The following is a 24120-nucleotide window of genomic DNA, read 5'->3' as shown; positions in this document are numbered from 1 at the left end:
CCCTTCTAGATCGAGGTCCCGAATGTCCCGCACGGCGACGCCACGCCGACGCGGACGAGGCGCGCAGCAGGATGGTCCGCGCGCCACGTTCCGCCAGCTTCTCCCCTTCCTCTTCGAGCACAAGCGCACCCTCGTCGTCGTCGCGGTGCTGAGTGTGGTGGGAGCCGCGACCTCACTCGCGCAACCCCTCCTCGTCGGCCAGGTCATCGAGGCGGTGCAGTCCCAGCGCGGCCTGGGGATCCTTGTCTGGGTGCTCGTCGGGCTCGTGGTCGTCTCGTCGGTCATCTCCGGCTACCAGCACTATCTCCTGCAGCGCACCGGCACGGCCGTTGTCCTGTCGAGCCGCCGAAAGCTCATCGCCCGCATCCTGCACTTGCCGATCAGCGAGTTCGATGCCCGCCGAACGGGCGACCTCGTCTCGCGCGTCGGCACCGACACGACACTGCTCTACGCCGTGCTCACGCAGGGGCTGGCGGACGCCGTCGGCAGCGCCATCCTGTTCCTCGGCGCCCTCATCGCCATGCTCATCATCGACCCGATCCTCCTCCTGCTGATCGTGGTGGTGATCGGCGTCAGCGTCGTGGTCGTCACCGTCCTCAGCGGACGCATCCGCACTGCATCGACCGCGCAGCAGGAGAAGGTGGGCGAGCTCGCCTCCGGCGTGGAGCGCGCCGTCGGATCGATCCGCACCATCCGCGCCTCCGGTGCCACCGAGCGCGAGACCACCGCCGTGTCGGACCTCGCCACTGACGCCTACGGGCTCGGCGTGAAGATCGCGAAGATCTCGTCACTCGTCGTCCCGATCGCCGGCATCGCGCTGCAGCTGTCTCTGCTCGTGGTTCTCGGCGTGGGCGGGTTCCGTGTCGCGGCCGGCGCGATCACGATCGCTTCGCTCATCACGTTCATCATGTTCCTGTTCATGCTGGTGATGCCGCTCGCCTCCACATTCGGTGCGATCACCTCGGTGAATCAGGCCCTCGGCGCCCTCGGCCGTATTCAGGAGGTTCTGGACCTGCCGACCGAGGAACAGGACGACGCGGTGGCGGCGGCATCCATCCCCCGTTCCGGGTCCGACGTGGATGCTCCCGCTGTGGAGTTCCGCGATGTGCGATTCCAGTACCCCGAGAACGTCGTCGCCGCACGTCAGGCCGCCGCCCTCGCCGCGCACACGCTTCTCGCCGATGCCCATCTGGAGCGCGCGGATGACGCGGGCGCCCCGGCTCCGGCACGGGAAGTCCTGCGCGGCGTCTCGTTCGCCGTACCACGCGGGGCGCGCGTCGCACTCGTCGGGCCGAGCGGCGCCGGCAAGAGCACGATCCTCTCCCTCCTCGAGCGGTTCTACGATCCGACCGGCGGCTCCATCCGCCTGCACGGTCACGACGCCCGCACCTATCCGCGCGAGGAGCTGCGCGCGCACTTCGGCTACGTGGAGCAGGATGCCCCGACTCTCGCGGGCACCCTGGCCGACAATCTACGGCTCGCCGCTCCTGCGGCATCCGACGCCGACTGCGAGCGCGTACTGCACGCGGTGAACCTCGGCGACGTGCTCGAGCGGAGCCCGCTCGGCCTCGAGGCGCCCGTCGGCGAGGACGGCGTGATGCTGTCCGGCGGCGAACGTCAGCGCCTCGCCATCGCGCGGGCGCTGCTCACCGAGGCACCGATCCTGCTGCTGGATGAATCGACCTCGTCACTGGACGGCGTCAACGAACGGCGGATGCGAGAGGCCATCGACGCCGTCTCCTCCGACCGCACGCTCATCGTGATCGCGCACCGCCTGTCGACCGTCGTCGACAGCGACCTCATCATCGTGCTGCAGGACGGGGCGGTGGTGGGTCAGGGGACGCACACCGAGCTCGTCGAGTCCACACCGCTCTACCGCGACCTCGCCAGGCATCAGCTGCTGGCATGAGCGACGGCGGAACGCCAGAGACCACTCAGCCATGGGCTGTCTCCGCCATTCCGCCGTCGCTGGTTCGGCACCCTGCGGGCGCCTGGGGTGCCGGATCCCCCGAACCGGCACCTTGTCTGGGTGCTACGCCTTGGCGAGGCGGTAGCGCAGCGACGCGAGCTCGGCGCGCAGCGCGGCCGGCAGCTTGTCGCCGAAGGTGTCGAAGAACTCCTCCGTCAGGTCGGCCTCGGCGAGCCAGGCCGCCGAGTCGATCGAGAACAGCTCGTCGAGATCCGCCTGCGCGATGTCGAGTCCGTCCAGGTTGAGGTCCTCCACCCGCGGCAGTCGACCGATCGGGCTGTCCACCGCCGGCACCTCGCCCGCGACGCGGCGGATGATCCAGTCGATGACGCGCGAGTTGTCGCCGAATCCGGGCCACAGGAACCGGCCGTCGGAGCCGCGGCGGAACCAGTTGACCTGGAAGATCCGCGGCGCCCGGTCGAAGCGCAGGCTGCGGCCGACCTTGAGCCAGTGCGCGAAGTAGTCGCCCATGTTGTAGCCGCAGAACGGCAGCATCGCGAAGGGATCGCGACGCAGTTCTCCGAGCGTGCCCTCGGCCGCTGCCGTGCGCTCCGACGAGATGGTCGACCCGAGGAACACCCCGTGCGTCCAGTCGGTCGCTTCGACCACGAGCGGGACGTTGGTGGCACGACGACCACCGAAGAGGATCACGTCGAGCGGCACCGCCTGCTCCCAGTCCTCGGAGATCTGCGGGCACTGCGCGGCCGAGACGGTGAACCGCGAGTTCGGGTGCGCAGCAGGGCGACCCGATTCGGGCGTCCAGGGGTTGCCCTCCCAGTCGATGAGCTCGGCCGGTGCCTCGTCGGTGAGCCCCTCCCACCAGACATCGCCGTCCGGGCGGAGCGCGACGTTCGTGAAGAGCGTGTTGCCCCACAGCGTCTCGACAGCCGTGACGTTCGTCGACTCACCCGTGCCCGGCGCAACCCCGAAGAAGCCGGCCTCCGGGTTGATGGCCCACATCCGCCCGTCCTCACCGGGGCGGATCCAGGCGATGTCGTCGCCGAGCGTCTCCACCCGCCACCCTGGAATCGTCGGGCGCAGCATCGCCAGGTTCGTCTTGCCGCATGCCGACGGGAACGCCGCGGCGACGTGGTACGCCTTGCCCTGCGGGTCGATCACCCGGATCAGCAGCATGTGCTCGGCGAGCCAACCCTCATCCCGCGCGATCACCGAGGCGATGCGCAGGGCGAAGCACTTCTTCGCGAGGATGGCGTTTCCGCCGTAGCCCGAGCCGAACGAGTAGACCTCGAGCGTGTCCGGGAAGTGCACGATGTACTTCTCGTCGTTGCACGGCCACTCGACGTCCGCCTCGCCCTCGGCGAGCGGGGCGCCGACCGTGTGCACCGTCTTCACCCACGGCGCGCCCTCGGCGATCCGGCGGGTGACGGCATCGCCGACCCGCGTCATGATGCCGATGGATGCCACGGCGTAGGCGCTGTCGGTGATCTGAACACCGATGTGCGAGAGCGGTCCGCCGACGGGGCCCATCGAGAACGGGACGACGTACATCGTGCGGCCCCGCATCGAACCCTCGAAGAGGCCGGTCATGGTCTGACGCATCTCGGCGGGATCGGCCCAGTTGTTCGTGGGACCGGCGTCCTCCTCGCGCTCGGAGGCGATGAAGGTGCGCCCCTCGGTGCGGGCGACGTCGCTCGGGTGCGAGCGGGCGAGGTAGGACCCGGGGCGCCACTCGGGGTTGAGCTTGATGAGCTTGCCCTCGCTGACGAGACCGCGCAGGAGCCAGTCGTTCTCGGCTCGCGATCCGTCGACCCAGTGCACGTTCGCGGGCTGGGTGAGCGTGCGGATCTCCTCGACCCATGCGGCCAGCTCGGCCATTGCAGGCGTGTCATAGCTCGGTGCCGTTCCGAACGTGCGCGCGGATGCGACGGCAGAGGTGCGAGGGGTGAAGACTTCGGCGATGGCCATGACTGCTCCTTTGAAGTGTGGGGCGTTGTATCTATCTTCTTCCCACAACACGACACTTTCGGCCGATCTCGTCATTAAGAAGTGCGTTTCTTTCGCTAGACTCAAGGAATGGCGACCTCCGGCATCCACCTCACAACCCTTGGCCACCGCATCCGTCATCACCGTCTGGAGAACGGCTTCACGCTCGATGAACTCGGCGCCCTCGTCGGCGTCGCGGGGTCGCAGCTCAGCCTGATCGAGAACGGCAAGCGCGAGCCCAAGCTGTCGCTGCTGCAGGCGATCGCCCACGCCACCGGCACGGAAGTCACCGATCTGATCTCCGGCGAACCGCCGAACCGGAGGGCGGCCCTCGAGATCGAGCTCGAACGCGCACAGGAGAGCCCGGTGTTCCGGCAGCTCGGCATCGCGCCGGTGCGCGTCAGCAAGGGAATGAGCGACGAGACGATCGAATCGCTTCTGGGATTGCACCGCGAGCTGCAGCGCCGTGAACGCGAGGCGATCGCGACACCGGAAGAGGCTCGCCGGGCGAACACCGAGCTGCGCCTGCGGATGCGCGAACAGAACAACTATCTCGCCGACATCGAGAAGCTCGCCGAGAAGCACCTCCGATCGGCCGGCCACGTACAAGGAGCGCTCACGCACCGCACCGTGAACATCATGGCGCAGAAGCTCGGCTTCGAGCTGATCTACGTGAACGACCTGCCGCACTCCACGCGCTCGGTCACCGATCTCGAGAACAGCCGGATCTACCTGCCGCCCGCGTCCATCCCCGGCGGCCACGGCCTGCGCTCGATGGCCCTGCAGGCGATGGCTCACCGCCTGCTCGGGCACACTCCCCCCACCGACTATGCGGACTTCCTGCAGCAGCGGCTCGAGATCAACTACTTCGCCGCCTGCTGCCTGATGCCCGAGACGGCATCGGTCGCTTTCCTGCAACAGGCGAAGAAGGACCGCAACCTCGCCGTCGAGGACTTCCGGGACGCGTTCGGCGTCACGCATGAAGCGGCCGCCATGCGGATGACGAACCTGCTCACTCAGCACCTCGGCATGCGGCTGCATTTCCTGCGCGTCGACGCGAACGGCGCCATCACGCGCGTCTACGAGAACGACGATCTCCCCCTGCCGATGGACGTCACCGGCGCCGTGGAGGGGCAGCGCGTGTGCCGCAAGTTCCAGGCGCGCGAAGCGTTCACTCAGCAGAACCGGACGACCGAGCACCACCAGTACACCGACACTCCGTCCGGGACGTTCTGGTGCGCGACGCAGACGGGCTCATCGAGTGACGGAGAGTTCTCCGTCACCGTCGGCGTGCCCTTCGACGACGCGCGATGGTGGCGAGGCCGCGAGACCTCGGATCGGGCTGTCTCGACCTGCCCCGACGAGGCCTGCTGCCGCCGCCCTCCTGCCGAGCTCGCCGATCGCTGGAGCGGTAAGGCCTGGCCGAGCGCCCGCGTGCACACGCACATGTTCTCGCCGCTCCCCCGTGGCGCGTTCCCCGGCGTCGACGACAACGAGGTGTACACGTTCCTCGGCCGGCACGCCGACGAGTAGGCGGGTGCGCTCAGCCGCTCACGAACTCGCTGTAGCGCGCCAGAGCGGCGGCGACGGCATCCGGATCCAGTTCGGCGTCGAAGGGCTCGGCCAGCGGCGCATCGCGGTGTCGCCCCACGGCGGCCGAGTGGGTCCACGCCCCGGCGATGCGTCCGCGCGAGAGCAGGCTCGCGCGCACCATGCCGTTCTTGCCCGGACCGATAAGGGCCATGGCCGCGGCGTCGGCGACGGCTCCGCGATCGGCGTAGGAGATGTAGTACTCGTCGAACATCGGCAGGGCCCGCACCGCGTCATCGTCGACTCCGCGCGCACGGCGCGGCCGCATTGCGGAGACGAAGACGCCGTCGTCCACCTCGCTCACGCGGTACCGACCGCGTTCGACGGCCTCACGAGCGGCTCCGAGCGTCAGGCCTGACCACCAGGCGAAATCCGCAGCGGTCGCCGGCCCGTGCCCGTCGACGTAGCGGACGAAGAACTCGGCCAGCGGGTCGTCGGGCATCGCCTGGGCGTGGATGTGCTCGTCGACGAGGACGAACAGCTGCTCTCGGCCGACGGCGCCGTCGCGTGCCACGACGGGCCCCTGCACCAGGACCGCGTCGACGCACAGTGCGCCGATGATGTGCACGCCGCGCTGCCCTGCGGGGTCGATACCGAGCTCGGCGATGTCGTCGAGCAGCTGCGCCCTCGTGCGGCCGCCATCGGCCAGGCGCTCCCGGAACGCTCGCCCGACACGATCGAGCAGCTCGGCGTCGATTCCGAGTTCGCGATGCCGACCCGCCACCTGCTTGCGCTGCCGCTCGCCGGTCACCGAGAGCACCCAGCGCAGATCCGCGGCCGGAATGATGTGCAGGGTGCCGCGCATCGTCCATGAGCGCACCAGGTCACCCCGAGCGAAGGCACGGTCGACCGTCGCGAGTGTCGGAGAGCCGGTCGTGCGGATGCCGAGCGCCCAGCGACCGGCGAGGAACTCCTGGCTCTGCACGGCGAGCATGTGCGCCGCAGCATCCGTCACCGTCCGCGTTGGCGCGGTGAGGCGATGGGAGCGGAGGCGTTCGGACAGCAGTGCGCTGGGCGTCATGCCCCCATATTGCCCTGCGGCGCCGACGTCGCGCCTGCTCAGCCCTGGAGTGTGACCTCTCGGCGCGCCGGGAGCACCACCGGGTGCGAACCCGCCATGACCTCGAGAACGCGGATGACCTGGCAGGAGTACCCGAACTCGTTGTCGTACCAGACGTAGAGGATGAGCGTGTCCTCATCGGCGATCGTGGCGAGACCGTCGACGATGCCGGCGCGGTGCGAGCCGACGAAATCGGTCGACACGACCTCGGGCGACTCGACGTAGTCGATCTGCTGGCGCAGCTTCGAGTGCAGCGAGACACGACGCAGGTAGTCGTTCACCTGCTCCTTGGTCGCCGGCCGCGCGATCGTGAGGTGGAGCACGGCCAGCGACACATCGGGGGTGGGCACCCGGATCGAGCTGCCGGTCAGCTTGCCCTCGAGCTGCGGGAGCGCCTTGGCGACGGCCTTGGCGGCGCCCGTCTCGGTGATCACCATGTTCAGCACCGCCGAGCGGCCCCGCCGGTCACCCTTGTGGAAGTTGTCGATGAGGTTCTGGTCGTTCGTGAACGAGTGCACGGTCTCGACGTGCCCCTTGACGACGCCGTACGCCTCGTCGATCGCGGCGAGCACCGGTGTGATGGCGTTGGTCGTGCAGGACGCGGCAGACAGGATGCGGTCGCCAGCCTCGATGGTGTCGTCGTTGATGCCGTGCACGATGTTCTTGAGCGGGCTCTTGCCCGGGGCGGTCAGCAGCACGCGGGCCACGCCGGGCGACTGCAGGTGCTGCGAGAGCCCTGCTTCATCGCGCCAGCGCCCGGTGTTGTCGACGACGATCGCATCGCGGATGCCGTAGGCGGTGTAGTCGATGCCGGCGGGGTCGTCGGAGTAGATCACCTGGATGCGGGTGCCGTTCGCGATGATCTGCTCGGCATCCTCATCGACGGTCACGGAACCGGCGAGTTTTCCGTGCACGGAGTCGCGCTGCAGAAGCGACGCGCGCTTGACCAGGTCGTTCTCGGCGCCGCGGCGCACGACGATGGCGCGCAGACGCAGGCCGCTGCCTCCACCGGTGTGCGCGATGAGGATGCGGGCGAGGAGACGCCCGATCCGCCCGAAGCCGTACAGCACGACGTCGGTGGGGGCGGCAGGGGTCGCCCCGATCGCGGGAGCGAGCACCTCACGCAGGTACTCGGCGAGCGGGCGCTCGTCGGCGGCATGACCCTCGACGAGGCGCGCGACATCGAGCGACGACGCACCGGGCGCGAGTTCGCGGAGCGCTTCGAGTACCGCGAGGCTGTCCTGCAGGGCGAGTTGCTCATGGCCGAGCTGGGCGACGCGCTGGTGCACCTCGACAAGCCCGGTGGCCGACAGCCCGAGCAGGCGATGCCCATGCAGTGACGTCACCACATCGTGTTCTCGCTTGAGGGCTCCGACGAGCGGAATCATCCGTTCCGCCAGCTCTTCTCGTGCCGTCCAGTCGTCACGGTGTGCCGCGAAATCGTTCATCTGCATCCTTGCATGAGTGAGGGGCGCGCCGATGGGTCTCCGGCGCGCAGGTGCCGGGTGAGTTCGGGGGATGCATACCAGGGTACGCGTTGTTCATGGGTGCTTCGGGAATCTCCCGTATCCTCCGCACGTTCTCCCCCGCGAGCGCACTATCGAAAGGCAGAGCATGACCGACCGTCCCCGCCCATCGGCCTGGCCGCCGTTACTCACCGCGATCGGCCTCGAGGTGGCGGCCACTCTGTCGCTCCGAGCTGCGGAAGGCTTCACGTATCCGCTGTGGCTCATCCCCGTCGTGATCGGTTACGGCGGGTCGCTCTGGCTGCTGTCGATCGTTCTCGACCGCGGGATGCCGGTCGGCGTGGCATACGGCATCTGGTCGGCGATCGGAGTCGTGCTGACTGCGGTGCTCGGAACGGTGCTGTTCGGCGAACTGCTGGGGCCGGTGCAGATCATCGGAGTCGGAGCGATCGTGATCGGCGTGCTGCTCGTGGAGCTCGGCTCCCACAAGCGCGAGCCCGCGGTCGAGGCGGCATCGTGACCTGGCTGCTGCTCGCCATCGCGATCGCCAGTGAGGTCACGGCGACGTTGAGCCTTCGTGCGTCTGAGGGCCTGCGGCGCCGACGCTGGATCCCCGTGATCGTCGTCGGCTACCTCCTCGCGTTCACGCTCCTCGGCGCCGTTCTCGCGATGGGAATGCCCGTCGGCGTGGCCTACGGTGTCTGGGCGGCGGCCGGTGTGGCCATCACGGCCATACTCGGGAGGATGCTGTTCAAGGACCACTTCTCAGCGATGATGGCCATCGGCGTCGCGCTCATCGCCGCCGGCGTCGCCCTCATCGAGTTCGGCGGCGGACACTGAGGCTGACCGCCGAACCTCAGAACTGTGCGGAGAACGCCCCGTCGGTCTTGATCAGCTGACCGGACATCCAACGCCCCTCGTCCGACACCAGGAACTCGACGGTCGCCGCGACGTCCGCTGGGCGCCCCAGTCGGCCGAGGGGTGTCATTCCCGCGAGAGAATCGCGGGTCTCATCGTCCATCCAGCCGGTGTCGATCGGCCCCGGATTGAGCACGTTCGCAGAGATGCCGCGCGGACCGAGCTCGCGTGCCGCCGAGATCACCAGTCGATCGAGTGCGCCCTTCGATGCACCGTAGGGCAGGTTGCCCGTGACGTGATCGCTGGTGAGCGCCACGATGACACCGCCGCCTTCGTCCGCCTGGCGCGCGAAGGCCGCGATGAGCAGCAGACCCGCCCTGGCGTTGATCGCGACATGCCGGTCGAAGCTCTCGGCCGTGGTGTCCAGGATGCCGGATTCGATGTCGTGCGCATGGCTGAGGATCAGGGCTGCGATCGTGCCGTGCGCGCGGTTCACCTCGGCGATCAGCGCCTCCGGCCCGTCATGCGTCGAGAGGTCGGCGGTGACGTCGGCGTCTTCGAGATCGCTGGTGATGACGGTCCAGCCGGCGGCACGGAGGCGCGGGACGATGCCGGCTGCGATGCTGTTCGCGCGCGCAGCACCGGTGATCAATGCGAGGGGCATCCGGCCACGCTACCGGAGGCTGATGCTCAGTGCGCGAGCCACATGATCGCCACACCAGCGGTCATGACCCAGGCCTCGACGACGACGAAGCGCGAGGTGCCGCCGTGTGGACGGATCCGGTCGGCCACCGTCCACGCGGCGAGCGCGACGACGCCGAAGGCTGCGAGCACCCCCACGGCATCCGTTCCACTGTGCATCCCATGACCCGCCTCCGCGATCATCTCCCCGTGCGAGATCCCGGAGAACATGCACACGGCCATCACCAGCGACCCCAGCGCGCGATGACAGCAGGTGCGCACGACCGGGCGTCCGCGCAGCCCCACTGTGCCGAGCATGGCCGAGAGCATGAGGGCGGCCCCCGCCAGCAACGCGATGCGCGAGTCGCCGGCGGACGCCGCCGAGGCGACCATCGCGATGGCCATCACGATCACAGCCTGGCGTCCTTGCCACGGCACTGCTCGGCCGGCCGCAAGACAGCACGTGACGGCCGCGATCGCGCTGGCGATCATCAGCGCCGTCATCGTCGGGTGGTCCATGCCGTGGATTATATTGATCGTGCGCTCAAAATAGCCAGACCCTCTTCCGATGCGCCAAGATGGGCAGGTGCCCCGCGTTGTCGACCATGACGAGCGCCGCCGGCAGATCGCCGAGGCGCTGCTCGTCGTCGCCGCACGCGACGGCCATGAGAGCGTCACCTCCCGCGCGGTCGCCAAGGAACTCGGCATCGCGACGGGCTCGCTCTGGCACTATTTCGACGGCTTCGACGATGTGATCCGCGCCGCCGCGGCCGAGGTCACGCGCCGCACCGACGTGCGGATCGAGGCCGCGACCGCCGACCTCCGCGGCCTTCCCCGACTGCACGCCATCATGCGCGAGGTTCTCCCCGTCGACGAGGGCACCCGCACCGAAGCACACGTCGTGGTCGGCTTCTGGGGTCGACTCGCAACGCTCGCCTCGACGCCGGATGCCGCCGCCCCGACCCTCGCGACATGGCAGGACAGCATCCGAGAAGCTCTCGGCGAAGCCGTCACCGATGGAGCGCTCCGCGCCGACACTCCCCTCGACGCCGTGATGGCCCTCCTGCGCTCGATCACCTACGGCCAGCAGGTCGTCGAGGTCACCGAGCCTCAGAATGCCGCCGCACACCTCGCCGTGCTCGACAGCATCCTCGCTCCCTGGCGCCTCTGACCCGGCCCCCCCACTGCCCCACCTCCGCCGATTCGACGCTTGTGCGCGCGCACCGCGGGGCGTAGCATCGTCGCAACCCGTTTATTGAGCATGCGCTCGAAATAGTGAGGTACGAAGATGTCCCACCAGCCCGTCCACCTCGAGAAGATCGCAACGCCGCACCCTCTCGACCCCCTCACCGGTGCGGAGATCGCCGCCACCCGTGCGGTGCTCGAGTCTTCGGGGCTCATGGGTTCCACCGTCCGGGTGCCGATGCTCCTTCCGGACGAGCCGACCAAGCGCGAGCTGGCGGCATGGAAACCCGGCCATCCCATCGATCGGCGGGTCGACGTCACCCTCCTCGACACCGCCACCGGTGTCGCCACCGAGGTCGTCGTCTCCCTCACACGCGGCGAAGTCGTCAGTGCTCAGCGCGTACCCAACGACGCCCCGCCCTACGGACAACCGCAGTACCTCTTCGAGGAGTACGAGCGCGCCGAGGCGATCGCGAAGGCTTCCCCGGAATGGCGCGCGGCGATGAGACGCCGGGGCCTCGAAGAGCACGTCGAGCTCGCCTTCTGCGGCCCGCTCGCCCCGGGATACACCGGTCGCGCCGATGAGGTCGGCCGTCGCGTCATCCGCTCGCTGACCTTCCTCAAGTACGACGAGAACGACTCACCGTGGGCGCATCCCGTCGAAGGTCTCATCGTGCACATCGACCTGACGACGAACAGCGTCATCCGGGTCGAGGACCACGGAGATGTGCCGGTGCCCGCCGGCCACGGCAACTACTACCCCGAAGTGCAGGGCGACGCCCGCACCACCTTGAAGCCGATCGAGATCACCCAGCCCGAGGGGCCGAGCTTCACCCTCTCCGGCTCGCTCGTCGAGTGGGAGAAGTGGGCGATGCGGGTCGACTTCAACGCCCGCGAAGGACTGGTGCTGCACGACATCACGTTCGACGGACGTTCGGTGCTCAGCCGCGCGAGCGTGCCGGAGATGGTCGTCCCCTACGGCGACACAGCTCCCGGACGTTTCTGGATCAGCTACTTCGACGCCGGCGAATACCTCCTCGGCAAGAACGCCAACCACCTCGAGCTCGGCTGCGACTGCCTCGGCGTCATCCGCTACCTCGACGGCTTCGTCGCCGACGATCACGGCAACCCGGTCCGCATCCCGAACGTGATCTGCATGCACGAGGAGGACTACGGCATCCTCTGGAAGCACACCGATCTCTCCGGGCGCTCCGACGTGCGCAGATCCCGCCGCTTCGTCGTCTCGTACTTCTCCACGATCGGCAACTACGACTACGGCTTCTACTGGCATTTCTACCTCGACGGTTCGATCGAGGTCGTGGCGAAGGCCACCGGCATCGTGTTCGCTGCAGCGGGCGAACCCGGCGTACGGCAGAAGCACGCGACCGAGCTCGCTCCCGGCGTGTTCGCCCCGGTGCACCAGCACCTGTTCTGCGCCCGACTCGATGTCGCCATCGACGGCGAGGACAACCGTCTCGTCGAGGTCGACGCGCAGCGGATCCCGATGGGCGCGGACAACCCCTTCGGTAACGCGTTCACGTGGTCGGAGACGACGCTGGCGACCGAGTCCGCGGCGCAGCGCCAGGCCGATGCCTCCGTCGCTCGCGCCTGGGAGGTGCAGAGCGCCTCACGCACCAACCACGTCGGCCGCCCCACCGCGTACCACCTGATCCCGGAGCCGACCGCGTTGCTGATGGCCGACCCTGCATCATCCGTCGCGGCGCGGGCAGCCTTCGCCACGAAGCACCTCTGGGCGACGCAGCACGAGGCCGGGCAGATCTGGCCGGCGGGCCGCTACCCGAACGCGCACCAGGGCGGATCAGGACTGCCTGAATACGCAGCGGGCGACCGTTCCCTCGATGGTGAGGACATCGTGCTCTGGCACACCTTCGGCCTGACGCACTTCCCGCGGCCGGAGGACTGGCCGATCATGCCCGTCGACTACGCCGGATTCTGGTTCAAACCCTACGGCTTCCTCGACCAGAATCCTGCGCTGGACGTTCCGGAGTCATCGCAGGCGCACGGGAGACCGGATGCCGCGGGCGGTGGTTGCTGCGGCAGCGGCGCGTGCACGTGCGGCCACTGAGATCGAATCAGGCCTGCCCGCGTCAGCGGAGAGCGGCGATGGCATCGCGCAGGATGCCGTCGGCGGCCTCGAGTGCCGATGCGCCCTCTTCCGCTGATGCCCCGGTGGCGAGCACCAGGAGGGCGAGCTTGACCGACCCGCCTGCCTCGCGGAGCGTGGAGGCCGCTTCGGGGGTGCCGACACCGGCGAGGGTCGACACCGTGCGGATCGACCGCGCGTGCAGCTTCTCGTTCGTGGCGAGAAGGTCGACCATCATCCCGCGGTAGGTCTTGCCGAGCTTGATCATCGACAGGGTCGTGAGCATGTTCACCACGAGCTTCTGCGCAGTGCCCGATTTGAGCCGCGTGGATCCGGAGATGAACTCCGGGCCGGTGACGACCTCGATGGCGATGTCGGCCACGGCTCCGATGGCCGAGTCGCGGTTCGACGCGATCGCGACGGCGAGCGCGCCCTGTTCGCGAGCGAACGTCAGCCCGCTGATGACGTACGGCGTGCGCCCGGACGCCGAGATCCCCACGACCGTGTCGAGCGCTCCGATCTCCATGTCGCGCAGTGCGACGATCGCGGCATCCTCATCGTCCTCTGCATTCTCCACGGCCGAACGGATCGCGGGTTCGCCGCCGGCGATGAGCCCGACCACCATCGAGGGATCCGTACCGAAGGTGGGCGGGCACTCGCTCGCGTCCAGAACGCCCATGCGGCCCGCGGTGCCCGCGCCCATGTAGACAAGGCGTCCGCCACGCCGGAAACGATCGGTGATGCCGTCGACTGCCTGGGCGATCTCGGCGGACCGCTCGGCCACCGCGGTCGGCACCCGCTGATCCTCGGCATTCATGCGCCGCACGAGCTCTGCGGTGTCGAGCAGGTCGAGATCGCCCCGTTCGGCGTCCTGCGCCTCGGTATCGAGCTGCGAGAGCTCGTCGAGGAGCTCGGTCAGGCGGGAGGTGTCATCCGGCACGGTGCACGAACCTTTCATGGGGAAGATCGGAGCGACGGGCGAGCAGCAGCGCCCCGTCGAGAGCGTCGCCGGCCGCAGGCACGACGCGGCGACCCGCTGCACGAAGCGCGGCCTCCAGAGCCTGTCGGAACCAGCGGTGATCGGTGAGCCCGCCATGCACGACGACGTCGACGGTGCGTCCGGCTGCGGCGACGGCGGATGCCGTGAGCAGTCGCACGGCCTCGGCCGCGATGGCGGTGGCTGCGGGGTCTTCGGCGGCAGCGGCGTCCAGCACCAGCGGGGCCAGCGTCGCGAGTCGTCGAGCGACCGGTCCGTCCTGCGCGAGCCAGGAGGGGATGTCGGACGGGTCGCCGATGGGCCCACCGATGTCGGAGACGAGGCGCGTTTGCGGGCCGAGGCCCGAGGTGGCACGCAGGACGGCGCGGAGCGCCTCGCGACCGAGCCAGGAGCCGCTGCCGAAGTCGCCGATCTCCGGACCCCAACCGTCGACCAGGCGCACGTCGTCGTCGACGCCGAGCGCGGCGGCGCCGGTGCCGGCGATGAGCAGCACTCCGGTCGCTCCTTCGAGAGCTCCGATGTGCGCGGTGACGACGTCAGAGGCCACTGCGACGCGAGCGCCGGTCTCGGCAGCGAGGCGCCGCGCGAGATCTGCGGCGGCATCCGGAGCCGCCCAGGCGCCCGCCGCGCCGACACCGAGAAGATCGATCGGCGTCGGGAACTGATGCAGCAGGGGAAGGATCGCGCCGACCGCCGCGTCGACGCCGTCACGGGCAGCGAGCCCCGGCGCACCGATGCCCGTGCGGGCGACGCGTTCGGTGCCGGTACCGGAGGCGACTCTGCACTGGGACTTGCCGAGATCGACGGCGACGCCCACGGACGGATCTGGCATGAGACAAGTCTACGCATGCGATCGGGAATACCCCCGGGGGGTATGTGTTACGTTCTCCAGAGCTGCCGATCGACGGCAGCGCAGAGAGAAAGGCCGCCTCGTGTCCACGACCCAGAGCAACCCCGGAGCCGCACTCCTCCGAAGTCCCCGAAGGGGACTCGGCCTCACCCTCATCGCGGCAGCCCAGTTCGTCGTCATCATGGACACCTCGATCATCGGCGTGGCACTGTCGGACATCGGTCGCGATGCCGGATTCGGCGCGGATGGCCTGTCCTGGATCTTCAACGCCTACGTCATCGCGTTCGGCGGACTGCTGCTGCTCGGCGGACGGCTGTCCGACCTGTTCGGCGCTCGCAAGATCTTCAGCATCGGCTGGGCCGCTCTGCTGGTCGGGTCGCTCGCCGCCGGCCTCGCGACGACTCCGTGGGTGGAGATCGCCGCCCGTGGCGTCCAGGGTGCAGGCGCGGCACTCATCGCCCCCGCCGCGCTGACGCTGCTGATGACCCTCTTCGGCGGCACGCCGATGCTTCCGCGCGCATTCGCGGTGTACGGCGCCGCTGCACCCATCGGAGGCACGGCAGGCGTCTTCCTCGGTGGCCTGCTCACCGAGTACCTCGGCTGGCCGTGGGTGTTCTACATCACGGTGCCGATCGCCGTGGTGATCCTCGCCCTCACACCGCTCGCCTTCCCCGCCGGGGTTCGCGCCACCGGGAGAATCGACGTCATCGGCGCCGTCACGGGCACGGTCGGCCTCGCCCTCACCGTTTTCGGCATCGTCCGCGCCCCGGAGGCCGGCTGGCTCACCGTCGAGACGCTCGGCGCACTGGGAGGCGGCATCGTGCTGCTCGTCGGCTTCGCCGTGCGGCAGGCTCGCGCCGCTGAGCCGCTGCTCCGGCTGGGGATGCTCCGGATGCCCCAGCTGGCCGGCGCGAACATCGCGCAGCTCCTTCTCGGCGCCGCCTGGATACCGATGTGGTTCTTCCTCAACCTGTACCTGCAGAACGTGCTCGGCGCATCCGCCTTCGCCTCCGGTGCAGCGCTCGTGCCGATGACCGCACTCATCGTCGTCGGGATGACCGTGTTCGCTCCCCGGTTGGCGGCACGATTCGGCACCAGAGCGATGGTGACGAGCGGCTTCGTCCTGCTCGGGATCGGCGTCGGGATGCTCGCCCTCGCACCGGCGGACGGGTCATACGTGGCGCATGTGCTCCCCGCCTCACTGGTGGCCGCATCCGGAATGGCACTCGCCTTCGTCCCATCGCTCACGACGGCCATCGCGAGCGCTCCGCCCGCCGAGGCCGGAGTCGCATCGGGCCTCGTCAACACGAGCTACCAGATCGGCTCTGCGCTGGGTCTGGCTGCGCTGTCCGCAGTCAGTACTGCCGTCGGCGGTGCGACCGGGGAGAGCGCCGGCTACGGCGCCGCGTTCGCGGGCGCCGCCCTCATCGCCGTCGCCGGACTGATCGCCGCCGCAGCGATGCTCCGATCCGCGCGGAACTGACCGTCAGGCCGTCGACGCCACCGGACCCGCCGCCGCTCCCGCGGTGGCCGCGGGTCCGGTGGCCGTCTCGCCCGACGAGCCGGCGGGCGCGCTGATCGACCCGGCGGTGCGCAGGAAGACGATGATCCAGCTGAAGATGAGGATCGCGGCGATGAGTTCGACCGCCGTGAGGTTGTAGTAGCCGGTGGCGAAGAACACCCCGAGCAGCATGATCACCAGTACGTAGACCCAGCCGAACACCACGAACACCCGCGGGATGCTGCGCAGGAACCAGGGCAGCCCGACCACGATGACGGCGAAGGCCACGCACATTCCGGTGGCCACGGTGTTGTGCAGGGGAAGGAACTGGTCCACCGGGAAGACGCCGACGCATGCGAGGAAGATCCCGATCAGGATCAGGCCGGCGCGCAGGACGACCCTGCCCCGGCGATCGACCGGCTCCTCGACGGGCAGACCCGCCGTGGCGTAGCGCGCGATCGTCGTCACCATGACACCGGCGATGATTAGTGTCAGATTGAACGCCCGCGACGCGCTGTTCGTGCTCATCCCGAGTGCCGACAGGTTCTCCTGCCACCAGTGCACGTCGCTCGAGGCCAGCATGCTGGCGAACGCTCCGATCACCAGGAAGACCGTGAGGACCAGGGACAGCGTCATCGGCGTGAGGCCCGCTGCGCTGAGGAAGCACACGTATCCGGTGAGCGCGACGGCGACAGTGACGAGAATCGCGCCGGGGAACCCGAAGACCGGCGCGTCGGTGAATGCCTGTTCCAGCAGTTGGGCGATGCCGATCCAGCCCAGATAGGCGATCGCCGCATGCGCGAAGGCGATCGCGGCCAGGTCGTACCAGCGCAGTCGATCGCCGGGCACGCTGAATCCGTCGCGCGCGACATCCGACGGCTGATCGACGGGACGCACGGCGTAACGGCCGAGCGCGAACGCGATCACCGCAGCGATCGCACCGCCGATCGCCGCGAATGCGCCGATCGATCCGGCACCGCTGATCGCCAGGTCTCTGCCCCAGAAAGCCAGGAGGCTGATCGGAAATCCGATGGCCATGAGGCCGGCCCCGACGATCAGTGCGACGGCCTCGAGCACGGCCGCCGGAGTCTCCGGCCCGCGAGCCGCCCGTAGAAACTGCAGGAGCCGCTCCCCCTGGGTGATCATCACGCGCCCTCCGAGCGTCAACGGACTTCTGGTCGTCATCCTATGGCGATGCGATCTTCGCCGATCGCGCATCGACCAGCGGTGGTAACATCACCCTACGGATCGTATACAAAGTCGTCGTTCCACCATCCCGAGGTGTTCCATCATGATCGGTGTACCCGCTGCTCCCGCCGAATCGGTGTCGACCCTGGTCGCGCGCAACATCAGTGAGTTCCGCGCTGCCGTCTCCGAGTCGTTCGTGCCCCTGCAGGTGTCGAGCGTCGGAGCCGATCGGTTCCGCGGTGTGATCCGCGGCGCGTCCGTCGACGAGGTGCACGTGAACGACGTGCGCGCCACCTCCCACGTCGTCGAGCGCACTCCTGAACTCATCGCCCGAGGTGACCGCTCGTACTTCAAGGTCAGCCTCATGCTGGCCGGCACCGGCATGCTCATCCAGGATGACCGCGAAGCCGTGCTGCGCGTCGGCGACCTCGCCGTCTACGACACCGACCGCCCTTACTCGCTCGTGTTCGACGAGGACTTCCGGACCATGGTCGTGATGTTCCCGAAGCACCTCATCAGCCTGCCGCCCGACATGATCGGCCAGCTCACCGCGGTGCGCATCTCCGGCCAAGAGGGACTGGGCAGCATGGTCGTGCCCTATCTCACCCAGCTCGCCGGCAACCTCGACCAGCTCGCCGGCACCACCGGAGCACGCCTGGCGCACAGTGCGCTCGACCTCGTCACCACCGTCTTCACCCGCGAGCTCGGGCTCGACGAGTCCTCCGCGGATCCGCACAGGGCCCTGGTGCAGCGCATCCGCGGTTACATCGATCGCAACCTCGCCTCGACGGACCTGGGCCCCGCCTCGATCGCCGCCGCGCACTTCATCTCCACCCGACACCTGCACGGACTCTTCCAGGAGCAGGGCATGACCGTGTCGACCTGGATCCGCACCCGCCGCCTCGAGCAGTGCCGACGTGATCTCCTCGACCCGATGCTCGCGGATCGCCCCGTCGCCGCGATCGCCGCGCGCTGGGGCTTCGTCGATGCGGCGCACTTCAGCCGCGCGTTCAAGACGGCCTTCTCGGTATCTCCGAGCGAGTACCGCTCCGCGCACTGACCGCGACTTGCCCCGGAGGGCACGCCGGTTGACTGTCGGCGCGCGATGGTCGCGTTGCCCTTGAGCGGATGCCCCGGCCAGAACCAGCATGAGGCAAGTGCACCGCGACGGCGCGGCGCCCGGGGCGACGATGCTCCGCCGCACGCGACCTCAGGACGCTCATGACCGACACCTCCATCGATCCCGCACTGGACGAGTGGCGCACGTATGACGAGTTCGCGGCCGGCATCGACACCTACCGGCTGCCGAACACCTCCCTCGATGGAACGAGTCTTTCGCTCACTCTCGACGACGGTTCCGTGCTCTCCTTGATCTTCGCCTCGGATGCCGTCTCCTGGTCCGGATTCGACACGTCGGGGACCGACCCCTACGACGCTGTCGCCGTGCGCGATGACGTCCTGTTCGTGAACATCCCACTTGCCAGCCGCGAGCGCGAGGCGATCACCGTCGTCTATTCGACGACGACGCACCGAGCATCCGTCATCCGATCCCGCATCGGCGCCGAGGCGATCGAGGGAACGCCTCAGGTCGGCCAGGAGTTCTGGGCGGCGACCACGGACGCCGGCGTGGCCACCGGCGAGGCACCCGGGCCCAGCCGCGACCTCATCGGCAAGCGCAACGTCTACCGCTACAGCCCCGATCACCTCTATGAGCACGTGTACATCTCCAGCCAGCGCTATGCCTGGCAATGCCTCGAGGGCGTGCAGCGGGGCCACGGCGACATGGACCTGTCGACGGTGTGGAAGTTCGCCGACGGCCTGTACCTGTTCTGCTTCCGGGAGTTCCGGATCGCCGTCGCCAGCGTGTGGCTGCACGATCTGGGATATCAGCTGATGACGACCGGCATCTTCCTCGGCCTCAACGGCGACGGGGATGCCGAGCACTCCCGCGGCGGCGGCCACATCTATCCGCTCGGCTCCGTCGCGTATCCCGACGTCCAGCCCCTCTGAGCTGCAGGCATGGCTCACGACCCCGATCACCCGAACACGAGAGGCAGAATCACATGAACACGAGAGCAACGGGCACAGCAGCCCTGATCGCCGTCGCCACCCTCGTCCTCGCCGGCTGTGCCGGCGGAGACAGCGGAGGAGGCGAGGGCGCGCCGATCGTCGTCGGCTCCGTCAACACGCTCAGCGGCCCGGCGACGTTCCCCGAAGCATCCGAGGCGGCAGCCGCCGTGTTCGATGCCTTCAACGAGGCGGGCGGCCTCGACGGCCGCGAGATCGAGTACAAAGTGCTCGACGACAAGGGCGACCCGGCGACCGCGACGGCCTCCGCCCGCGAGATGGTCGGCAGCGACGAGGCGGTGGCGCTCGTCGGATCCGCGAGCCTCCTGGAGTGCGAGATCAACGCCAAGTACTACGAGCAGGAGGGCATCCTCTCCGTTCCCGGCATCGGAGTCGACACCGGATGCTTCGCCAGCGGCAACATCTCGCCGGTGAACGTCGGGCCCTTCAACGACATGACCCTCACGCTGCAGTACGGCTCCGAGGTCCTCGGACTCGAGGACATCTGCGTCCTGCTCGAGATCGCCGGTTCCACGCGACCCACCTATCAGGCCGCGATCGACAAGTGGACCGAGCTCACCGGAAAAGAGCCGAAGTACGTCGACGACACCGTGCCCTACGGCGCATCGGACTACACGCCGTACATCGTGAAGGCGCGCGAGCAGGGCTGCAAGGCTCTCGCCGTCAACCCGATCGAGCCCGACGCGATCGGCCAGCTCAAGGCCGCCAATGCGCAGGGCTGGGATGACGTCACGTTCCTGTACCTGACCAGCGTGTACAGCGAGAACTTCGCAGCAGCGATCGACAACGCAGCCGGTGGCATCTACGTCCCGGCCGAGTTCTACCCGTTCACCGAGGAGAACGAGATCAACAAGGAGTGGCGCGACCTGATGACCGCGAACGATATCGCGCTCACCTCGTTCAGCCAGGGCGGCTACCTCGCAGCGACGTACTTCATCGAGGTGCTCAAAGGCATCGACGGCGACATCACGCGCGAGAGCGTCAGTGAGGCGTTGAAGAACATGGACCCGATCGAGAACCCGATGGTCGGCACACCCTACGCCTTCGGCACCGACAACACCGCCGGTTGGCCGATCGTCCTGAAGTCGGGCACCAACGCCTGGGAGCAGGTCGCGGACGACTGGTTCCGCTTCGAAGACTGACCGCACCCACCCCGGTCGTCGAGCGCCGCTTCGCACGCTCGACGACCGGGCACCACCGTCCGACCAGAAAGGACAATCCCATGCTGCAAGGAGCCATTGCCGGCCTCGCCGCCGGCGGCCTCTACGCCGTTCTCGGTGTATGCCTGACGCTCATGTCGCGCCTCGTTCGGGTCGTCAACTTCGCCCAGGCCGCGACGGGCATGTTCGGCGCATTCACCGCGGTCTGGTTCGTTCAGGAAGCCGGACTGCCCATCTGGCTCGGCTCCGTGCTCGGCGTCCTCGTGGCTGGACTCCTCGCCGCGGCCATCGGCTGGATCGCCGCCACCTGGCTGTCGGAGGCGTCGACCACCACACGATCCGCGATGACCGTCGGCCCGTTGCTGCTGCTCATCTCGATGTCGTTCATCCTGTTCGGCAACAAGCCCCAGCCGTTCACGCCGATCATCGCCGGTCCCGCATTCCAGGCCGGCGGCGTCGTCGTCAGCCAGGTCACCGTCGCCACGGTCTCCATGGCCGTCATCACGGCGATCGTCGTCCGGATCATTCTCCGGCGCACCAGGGTCGGAACGCAGCTGCGCGCTCTCTCCGAGCGTCCGACGACCGCCGAGCTCCTCGGCATCCGTTCTCGCCCGTTGTCGATCGCCGTCTGGTTCGTCACCGGCATCATCAGCGCCATCGCGATCATCATCGTGGCGCCGTCTCAGTCCAGCGATGCGACCGGGCTCTCGATGCTCATCGTCCCCGCGGCGGCTGCGGCGCTCCTCGGCGGATTCCGGCGGCTCGATCTCGCCGTGATCGGTGGAGTCGTCCTCGGCGTCCTCGGCGGAGTGGTCGCCCAGATCGACGAAGTGGCGTTGGTGCGCAACTTCCTCCCGTTCCTGTTCATCGTCGTCCTGCTGCTGTGGACGCAACGCAAGGAGGTGTGGGATGCCGCTCGCTGAACGCTCCTGGTTCCGGCTCTCGTGGCCGTTCGCCGTCGGTCTCGCCGCGATCGGCGTCGGCGCGATTCTGAGCTCCGCGCTTCCCGGCTACTTCGTTTTCCTGGCGATCAGTGCGGTGATCGCAGCGATCGCGATCCTCGGTCTCGGGATCGTCACCGGTTCCGCCGGGATGATCGCCCTCTGCCAACTCACCTTCGCCGCGGTCGGCGCATGGATCGTGTCACTGCTGAACGTCATGCAGGCTCCGGGCGGGTTCATCGTCTGGCTGTTCCTCGGCGGCATCGCCGCGGGACTGGTCGGCGTGCTCGTCGGACTGCCGGCTCTGCGCCTTCGTGGGGTCAATCTCGCCGTCGTCACGCTCGGCTTCGCTGCGGCAGCCGACGTCACCCTCGTGCAGATCCAGTTTCCCGGCTCTGCCGACGGCACCGCGATCGAACGGCCGGCGCTGTTCTCCAACGACCGGGAGTTCTTCTTCCTCTCCATCGTCGTGCTCACGATCTGCGCGCTGACGGTCTTCTTCCTGCAGCGCGGCCGCTGGGGTTCGAGTTGGAAGGCCGTTGCATTCTCCGAACGCGGCACCGCGGCTGCAGGGCAGAGCGTGCAGGTCGCGAAGCTCACGGCCTTCGCTGTCTCCGCTGCTCTCGGCGGCATCGCCGGCGGACTCCTCGCCGGCCAGGTGCAGTTGCCGTTCGCGTCGAGCTTCACTCCCCTGCAGTCGCTCGCGCTCTACGTGCTCGCCGTGATGTCGGGCGCGCATCTGATCGACATGGCGATCCTCGGCGGCATCCTCTGGGTGCTGGTTCCCGAGCTGCTCAAGCGTTGGGGCGTGCCTCAGGACTGGGCGTTCGTCGTCTTCGGTGTGCTCGGAGTGCAGGCGCTCACCGGTGGCACGAACCTCGGGCAGAGCATCCGCAACCTCCTCTGGAAGCGCGCGGACCGCAAGACGGCGAAGGCGAAACTGACGGCGCTGCCGCCTGGCGCCGAACCGGATGCCGCTGCCATCACGAACACGACGACGGCCGCCGTCGACGAGGCCGCTCTCCGCGGAGAACCCGTGCTGACCGTGGAGGGGTTGACGGTGCAGTTCGGCGCGCTGAAGGCGCTCGACGACGTGTCGCTCGAGGTGCCTGCGGCGTCGATCATGGGGCTCATCGGCCCGAACGGCGCCGGCAAGTCGACCTTCGTCGATGCGATCAGCGGCTTCCTGCCGAAGCACGGCGGGCGGATTCGCCTCGACGGACGCGATCTCGCCGGGCTCTCGCCCACTCGCCGAGCGCGCCTCGGCCTGCGGCGCACGTTCCAGCAGGATCGAGTTCCGCCCGCGCTCACGGTCGGCGGCTACGTCCGGTTCGTCGCGCGGCGACGGCTCGCGGCATCCGACATCGACGAGGCCCTGGAGTTCTTCGGCTGCCCGCCTGCTCGCTCCCGCCTGTCGAGCGTGGATGTCGGAACGAGGCGCCTCGTGGAGGTGGCCGCGAACGTGCTCGCCAAGCCCCGTCTGCTCATCCTCGACGAGCCGGCCGCCGGCCTCTCGCACGGGGAGCACCTGGCGCTGGCCGCGCGACTGCGGGAGCTCCCCGCGCGATTCGGCGTCGCGCTGATCATCATCGAGCACGACCTCGACCTGGTCCGCTCGGTCTGCCCGACGCTCACGGTGCTCGACTTCGGTCGCGTGCTGGCGAGCGGCCCGCAGGCCGAGGTGCTGGCGAACCCGGACGTGGTCAAGGCCTACATGGGAGAAGCGGAGCTGCTGTCATGAGCGAACTCGTGCTGAACGACGTCACGGTCAGCCGCGGAGCCGGCGCTGTCATCTCGGACGTCTCGCTCCGCGTCACCGGCGGCGACGTGCTCGCCCTGGTCGGTCCGAACGGTGCAGGCAAGACGAGCCTGATCGAGTCGATCTCCGGTGTGACGCCGCACTCCTCCGGCTCTCTCACGCTGGATGGCGACCCGATCGACAAGCTGTCCCGGGTCGCCAGAGCACGGCGCGGCATCGTGCACATTGAGCAGGGACGGGCGGTGTTCCCCTCGCTCACCGTGCGGGAGAACATCTCGTTGACCGCGCGCACCGCCGCCGAGCTCGACGCGGCGATCGCGCAGTTCCCCGAGCTCGAGAAGCGCATCGACTCCCCCACCGGGCTGCTCTCCGGTGGGGAGCAGCAGATGGTCGTGCTGGCCCGTGCATTCGCCGCGAAACCGCGGATCCTGCTCATCGACGAGATGTCGCTGGGCCTCGCGCCCGTCGTCTTCATGCGGCTGATGCCGATCGTGAAGTCGATCGCGGATTCGGGTGTCGGCGTGCTGCTCGTCGAGCAGTTCACGCAGCTGGCGCTCAGCCTCGCCCGCGAGGCGGTGGTCGTCGCCGGCGGCGCGGTTTCCTTCCAGGGCACCTCCGAGGCGCTGCGCGCCGACCCGGAGTTGCTGCATCGCGCCTATCTCGGCGGCTGATCGGCATCCCGTGCCTGGATGCCTGCGTACCGGATGCAGGACCAAAACCCATGTGTCGGGAGACACACCGCGGGATGATCCTGCATCCGTGCGTCGGTCCTGCAAGTG

The 24120-nt window shown here is 68.6% G+C and carries 21 protein-coding genes; 13 read left to right on the top strand and 8 right to left on the bottom strand.

Annotated elements, in window-relative coordinates; translation table 11 throughout:
* Positions 1-22: 22 nt before the first annotated feature.
* Positions 23-1909: an ABC transporter ATP-binding protein gene (locus MRBLWH12_RS01435; RefSeq protein WP_363545318.1), complete on the top strand. Its 1887-nt coding sequence runs from the start codon at positions 23-25 to the stop codon at positions 1907-1909.
* A 123-nt stretch (positions 1910-2032) separates the two neighbouring features.
* Here MRBLWH12_RS01435 and MRBLWH12_RS01430 read toward each other — a convergent pair whose 3' ends face one another.
* Entirely contained in the window at positions 2033-3895 is a 1863-nt protein-coding gene (locus tag MRBLWH12_RS01430; protein ID WP_363545315.1) for a phosphoenolpyruvate carboxykinase (GTP), read from the bottom strand.
* Positions 3896-4003: 108 nt separating this feature from the next.
* Between MRBLWH12_RS01430 and MRBLWH12_RS01425 the strand changes: the two genes are divergently transcribed.
* Positions 4004-5446 (top strand): helix-turn-helix domain-containing protein, encoded by a 1443-nt coding sequence (locus tag MRBLWH12_RS01425; RefSeq protein ID WP_363545312.1) that lies wholly within the window; start codon positions 4004-4006, stop codon positions 5444-5446.
* Positions 5447-5456: 10 nt separating this feature from the next.
* Here the strand turns inward: MRBLWH12_RS01425 and MRBLWH12_RS01420 are convergent, their stop codons facing one another.
* Both MRBLWH12_RS01420 and MRBLWH12_RS01415 read right to left on the bottom strand, forming a co-directional pair.
* On the bottom strand, positions 5457-6524 hold the full coding sequence (locus tag MRBLWH12_RS01420) for a winged helix DNA-binding domain-containing protein (RefSeq protein ID WP_363545310.1): 1068 nt from the start codon (positions 6522-6524) through the stop codon (positions 5457-5459).
* A 38-nt stretch (positions 6525-6562) separates the two neighbouring features.
* A complete protein-coding gene (locus MRBLWH12_RS01415) occupies positions 6563-8011 on the bottom strand; it encodes a glyceraldehyde-3-phosphate dehydrogenase (RefSeq protein WP_363545307.1) in 1449 nt (482 codons plus the stop codon).
* Positions 8012-8177: 166 nt separating this feature from the next.
* On the opposite strand from MRBLWH12_RS01415, the gene MRBLWH12_RS01410 reads away from it, so the two are divergent.
* Positions 8178-8549, top strand: coding sequence for a DMT family transporter (locus tag MRBLWH12_RS01410; RefSeq protein ID WP_341975489.1), 372 nt, complete (start codon positions 8178-8180; stop codon positions 8547-8549).
* The gene (locus tag MRBLWH12_RS01405; RefSeq protein ID WP_363545303.1) at positions 8546-8869 is read left to right on the top strand and encodes a DMT family transporter; all 324 of its coding nucleotides are present in this window, start codon (positions 8546-8548) and stop codon (positions 8867-8869) included. The genes MRBLWH12_RS01410 and MRBLWH12_RS01405 overlap by 4 nt, the downstream gene beginning before the upstream one ends.
* 16 nt (positions 8870-8885) lie before the next feature.
* On the opposite strand, the gene MRBLWH12_RS01400 is transcribed toward MRBLWH12_RS01405, so the two are convergent.
* Both MRBLWH12_RS01400 and MRBLWH12_RS01395 read right to left on the bottom strand, forming a co-directional pair.
* Positions 8886-9551, bottom strand: coding sequence for an SDR family oxidoreductase (locus MRBLWH12_RS01400; RefSeq protein WP_363545300.1), 666 nt, complete (start codon positions 9549-9551; stop codon positions 8886-8888).
* 26 nt (positions 9552-9577) lie between these two features.
* Positions 9578-10087, bottom strand: a complete 510-nt coding sequence (locus MRBLWH12_RS01395) for a hypothetical protein (RefSeq protein WP_363545297.1) — start codon at positions 10085-10087, stop codon at positions 9578-9580.
* A gap of 67 nt (positions 10088-10154) precedes the next feature.
* Between MRBLWH12_RS01395 and MRBLWH12_RS01390 the strand changes: the two genes are divergently transcribed.
* Both MRBLWH12_RS01390 and MRBLWH12_RS01385 read left to right on the top strand, forming a co-directional pair.
* Complete coding sequence (locus MRBLWH12_RS01390) at positions 10155-10739, top strand: TetR/AcrR family transcriptional regulator (RefSeq protein ID WP_363545295.1); 585 nt, start codon at positions 10155-10157, stop codon at positions 10737-10739.
* Between the two features lie 117 nt (positions 10740-10856).
* Complete coding sequence (locus MRBLWH12_RS01385; protein WP_363545292.1) at positions 10857-12839, top strand: primary-amine oxidase; 1983 nt, start codon at positions 10857-10859, stop codon at positions 12837-12839.
* Positions 12840-12861: 22 nt separating this feature from the next.
* Here MRBLWH12_RS01385 and murQ read toward each other — a convergent pair whose 3' ends face one another.
* Positions 12862-13797, bottom strand: a complete 936-nt coding sequence (gene murQ, locus MRBLWH12_RS01380; RefSeq protein WP_363545289.1) for an N-acetylmuramic acid 6-phosphate etherase — start codon at positions 13795-13797, stop codon at positions 12862-12864.
* Entirely contained in the window at positions 13787-14686 is a 900-nt protein-coding gene (locus MRBLWH12_RS01375) for an N-acetylglucosamine kinase (protein WP_363545286.1), read from the bottom strand. Before MRBLWH12_RS01375 ends, murQ begins: the two co-directional genes overlap by 11 nt.
* Before the next feature lie 100 nt (positions 14687-14786).
* Between MRBLWH12_RS01375 and MRBLWH12_RS01370 the strand changes: the two genes are divergently transcribed.
* A complete protein-coding gene (locus MRBLWH12_RS01370; protein ID WP_363545283.1) occupies positions 14787-16187 on the top strand; it encodes an MFS transporter in 1401 nt (466 codons plus the stop codon).
* A gap of 3 nt (positions 16188-16190) precedes the next feature.
* On the opposite strand, the gene MRBLWH12_RS01365 is transcribed toward MRBLWH12_RS01370, so the two are convergent.
* The gene (locus MRBLWH12_RS01365) at positions 16191-17390 is read right to left on the bottom strand and encodes a DUF998 domain-containing protein (protein WP_363545280.1); all 1200 of its coding nucleotides are present in this window, start codon (positions 17388-17390) and stop codon (positions 16191-16193) included.
* Between the two features lie 106 nt (positions 17391-17496).
* On the opposite strand from MRBLWH12_RS01365, the gene MRBLWH12_RS01360 reads away from it, so the two are divergent.
* The 6 genes from MRBLWH12_RS01360 (at position 17497) to MRBLWH12_RS01335 (ending at position 24012) form a co-directional block, all read left to right on the top strand.
* Positions 17497-18453, top strand: coding sequence for a helix-turn-helix domain-containing protein (locus MRBLWH12_RS01360; protein ID WP_341975499.1), 957 nt, complete (start codon positions 17497-17499; stop codon positions 18451-18453).
* Between the two features lie 161 nt (positions 18454-18614).
* A complete protein-coding gene (locus MRBLWH12_RS01355; protein WP_363545277.1) occupies positions 18615-19403 on the top strand; it encodes a MoaF C-terminal domain-containing protein in 789 nt (262 codons plus the stop codon).
* 53 nt (positions 19404-19456) lie between these two features.
* Complete coding sequence (locus MRBLWH12_RS01350; RefSeq protein ID WP_363545274.1) at positions 19457-20623, top strand: ABC transporter substrate-binding protein; 1167 nt, start codon at positions 19457-19459, stop codon at positions 20621-20623.
* An 80-nt stretch (positions 20624-20703) separates the two neighbouring features.
* A complete protein-coding gene (locus tag MRBLWH12_RS01345; RefSeq protein ID WP_363545272.1) occupies positions 20704-21564 on the top strand; it encodes a branched-chain amino acid ABC transporter permease in 861 nt (286 codons plus the stop codon).
* Positions 21551-23323, top strand: a complete 1773-nt coding sequence (locus MRBLWH12_RS01340) for an ABC transporter permease subunit (protein ID WP_363545269.1) — start codon at positions 21551-21553, stop codon at positions 23321-23323. Before MRBLWH12_RS01345 ends, MRBLWH12_RS01340 begins: the two co-directional genes overlap by 14 nt.
* A complete protein-coding gene (locus MRBLWH12_RS01335) occupies positions 23320-24012 on the top strand; it encodes an ABC transporter ATP-binding protein (protein ID WP_341975504.1) in 693 nt (230 codons plus the stop codon). The genes MRBLWH12_RS01340 and MRBLWH12_RS01335 overlap by 4 nt, the downstream gene beginning before the upstream one ends.
* Positions 24013-24120: the final 108 nt, after the last annotated feature.

It is taken from the genome of Microbacterium sp. LWH12-1.2 (assembly GCF_040675825.1).
GTDB lineage: Bacteria > Actinomycetota > Actinomycetes > Actinomycetales > Microbacteriaceae > Microbacterium.
This window is presented reverse-complemented; position numbering and strand designations above follow the sequence as displayed.

Bases quoted from the DNA above. Each gene is read 5' to 3' on its own strand.
- MRBLWH12_RS01435 (WP_363545318.1), top strand. From the start codon at position 23: ATGTCCCGCACGGCGACGCCACGCCGACGCGGACGAGGCGCGCAGCAG.
- MRBLWH12_RS01430 (WP_363545315.1), bottom strand. From the start codon at position 3,895: ATGGCCATCGCCGAAGTCTTCACCCCTCGCACCTCTGCCGTCGCATCC.
- MRBLWH12_RS01425 (WP_363545312.1), top strand. From the start codon at position 4,004: ATGGCGACCTCCGGCATCCACCTCACAACCCTTGGCCACCGCATCCGT.
- MRBLWH12_RS01420 (WP_363545310.1), bottom strand. From the start codon at position 6,524: ATGACGCCCAGCGCACTGCTGTCCGAACGCCTCCGCTCCCATCGCCTC.
- MRBLWH12_RS01415 (WP_363545307.1), bottom strand. From the start codon at position 8,011: ATGAACGATTTCGCGGCACACCGTGACGACTGGACGGCACGAGAAGAG.
- MRBLWH12_RS01410 (WP_341975489.1), top strand. From the start codon at position 8,178: ATGACCGACCGTCCCCGCCCATCGGCCTGGCCGCCGTTACTCACCGCG.
- MRBLWH12_RS01400 (WP_363545300.1), bottom strand. From the start codon at position 9,551: ATGCCCCTCGCATTGATCACCGGTGCTGCGCGCGCGAACAGCATCGCA.
- MRBLWH12_RS01395 (WP_363545297.1), bottom strand. From the start codon at position 10,087: ATGGACCACCCGACGATGACGGCGCTGATGATCGCCAGCGCGATCGCG.
- MRBLWH12_RS01385 (WP_363545292.1), top strand. From the start codon at position 10,857: ATGTCCCACCAGCCCGTCCACCTCGAGAAGATCGCAACGCCGCACCCT.
- MRBLWH12_RS01375 (WP_363545286.1), bottom strand. From the start codon at position 14,686: ATGCCAGATCCGTCCGTGGGCGTCGCCGTCGATCTCGGCAAGTCCCAG.
- MRBLWH12_RS01365 (WP_363545280.1), bottom strand. From the start codon at position 17,390: ATGACGACCAGAAGTCCGTTGACGCTCGGAGGGCGCGTGATGATCACC.
- MRBLWH12_RS01360 (WP_341975499.1), top strand. From the start codon at position 17,497: ATGATCGGTGTACCCGCTGCTCCCGCCGAATCGGTGTCGACCCTGGTC.
- MRBLWH12_RS01355 (WP_363545277.1), top strand. From the start codon at position 18,615: ATGACCGACACCTCCATCGATCCCGCACTGGACGAGTGGCGCACGTAT.
- MRBLWH12_RS01350 (WP_363545274.1), top strand. From the start codon at position 19,457: ATGAACACGAGAGCAACGGGCACAGCAGCCCTGATCGCCGTCGCCACC.
- MRBLWH12_RS01345 (WP_363545272.1), top strand. From the start codon at position 20,704: ATGCTGCAAGGAGCCATTGCCGGCCTCGCCGCCGGCGGCCTCTACGCC.
- MRBLWH12_RS01340 (WP_363545269.1), top strand. From the start codon at position 21,551: ATGCCGCTCGCTGAACGCTCCTGGTTCCGGCTCTCGTGGCCGTTCGCC.
- MRBLWH12_RS01335 (WP_341975504.1), top strand. From the start codon at position 23,320: ATGAGCGAACTCGTGCTGAACGACGTCACGGTCAGCCGCGGAGCCGGC.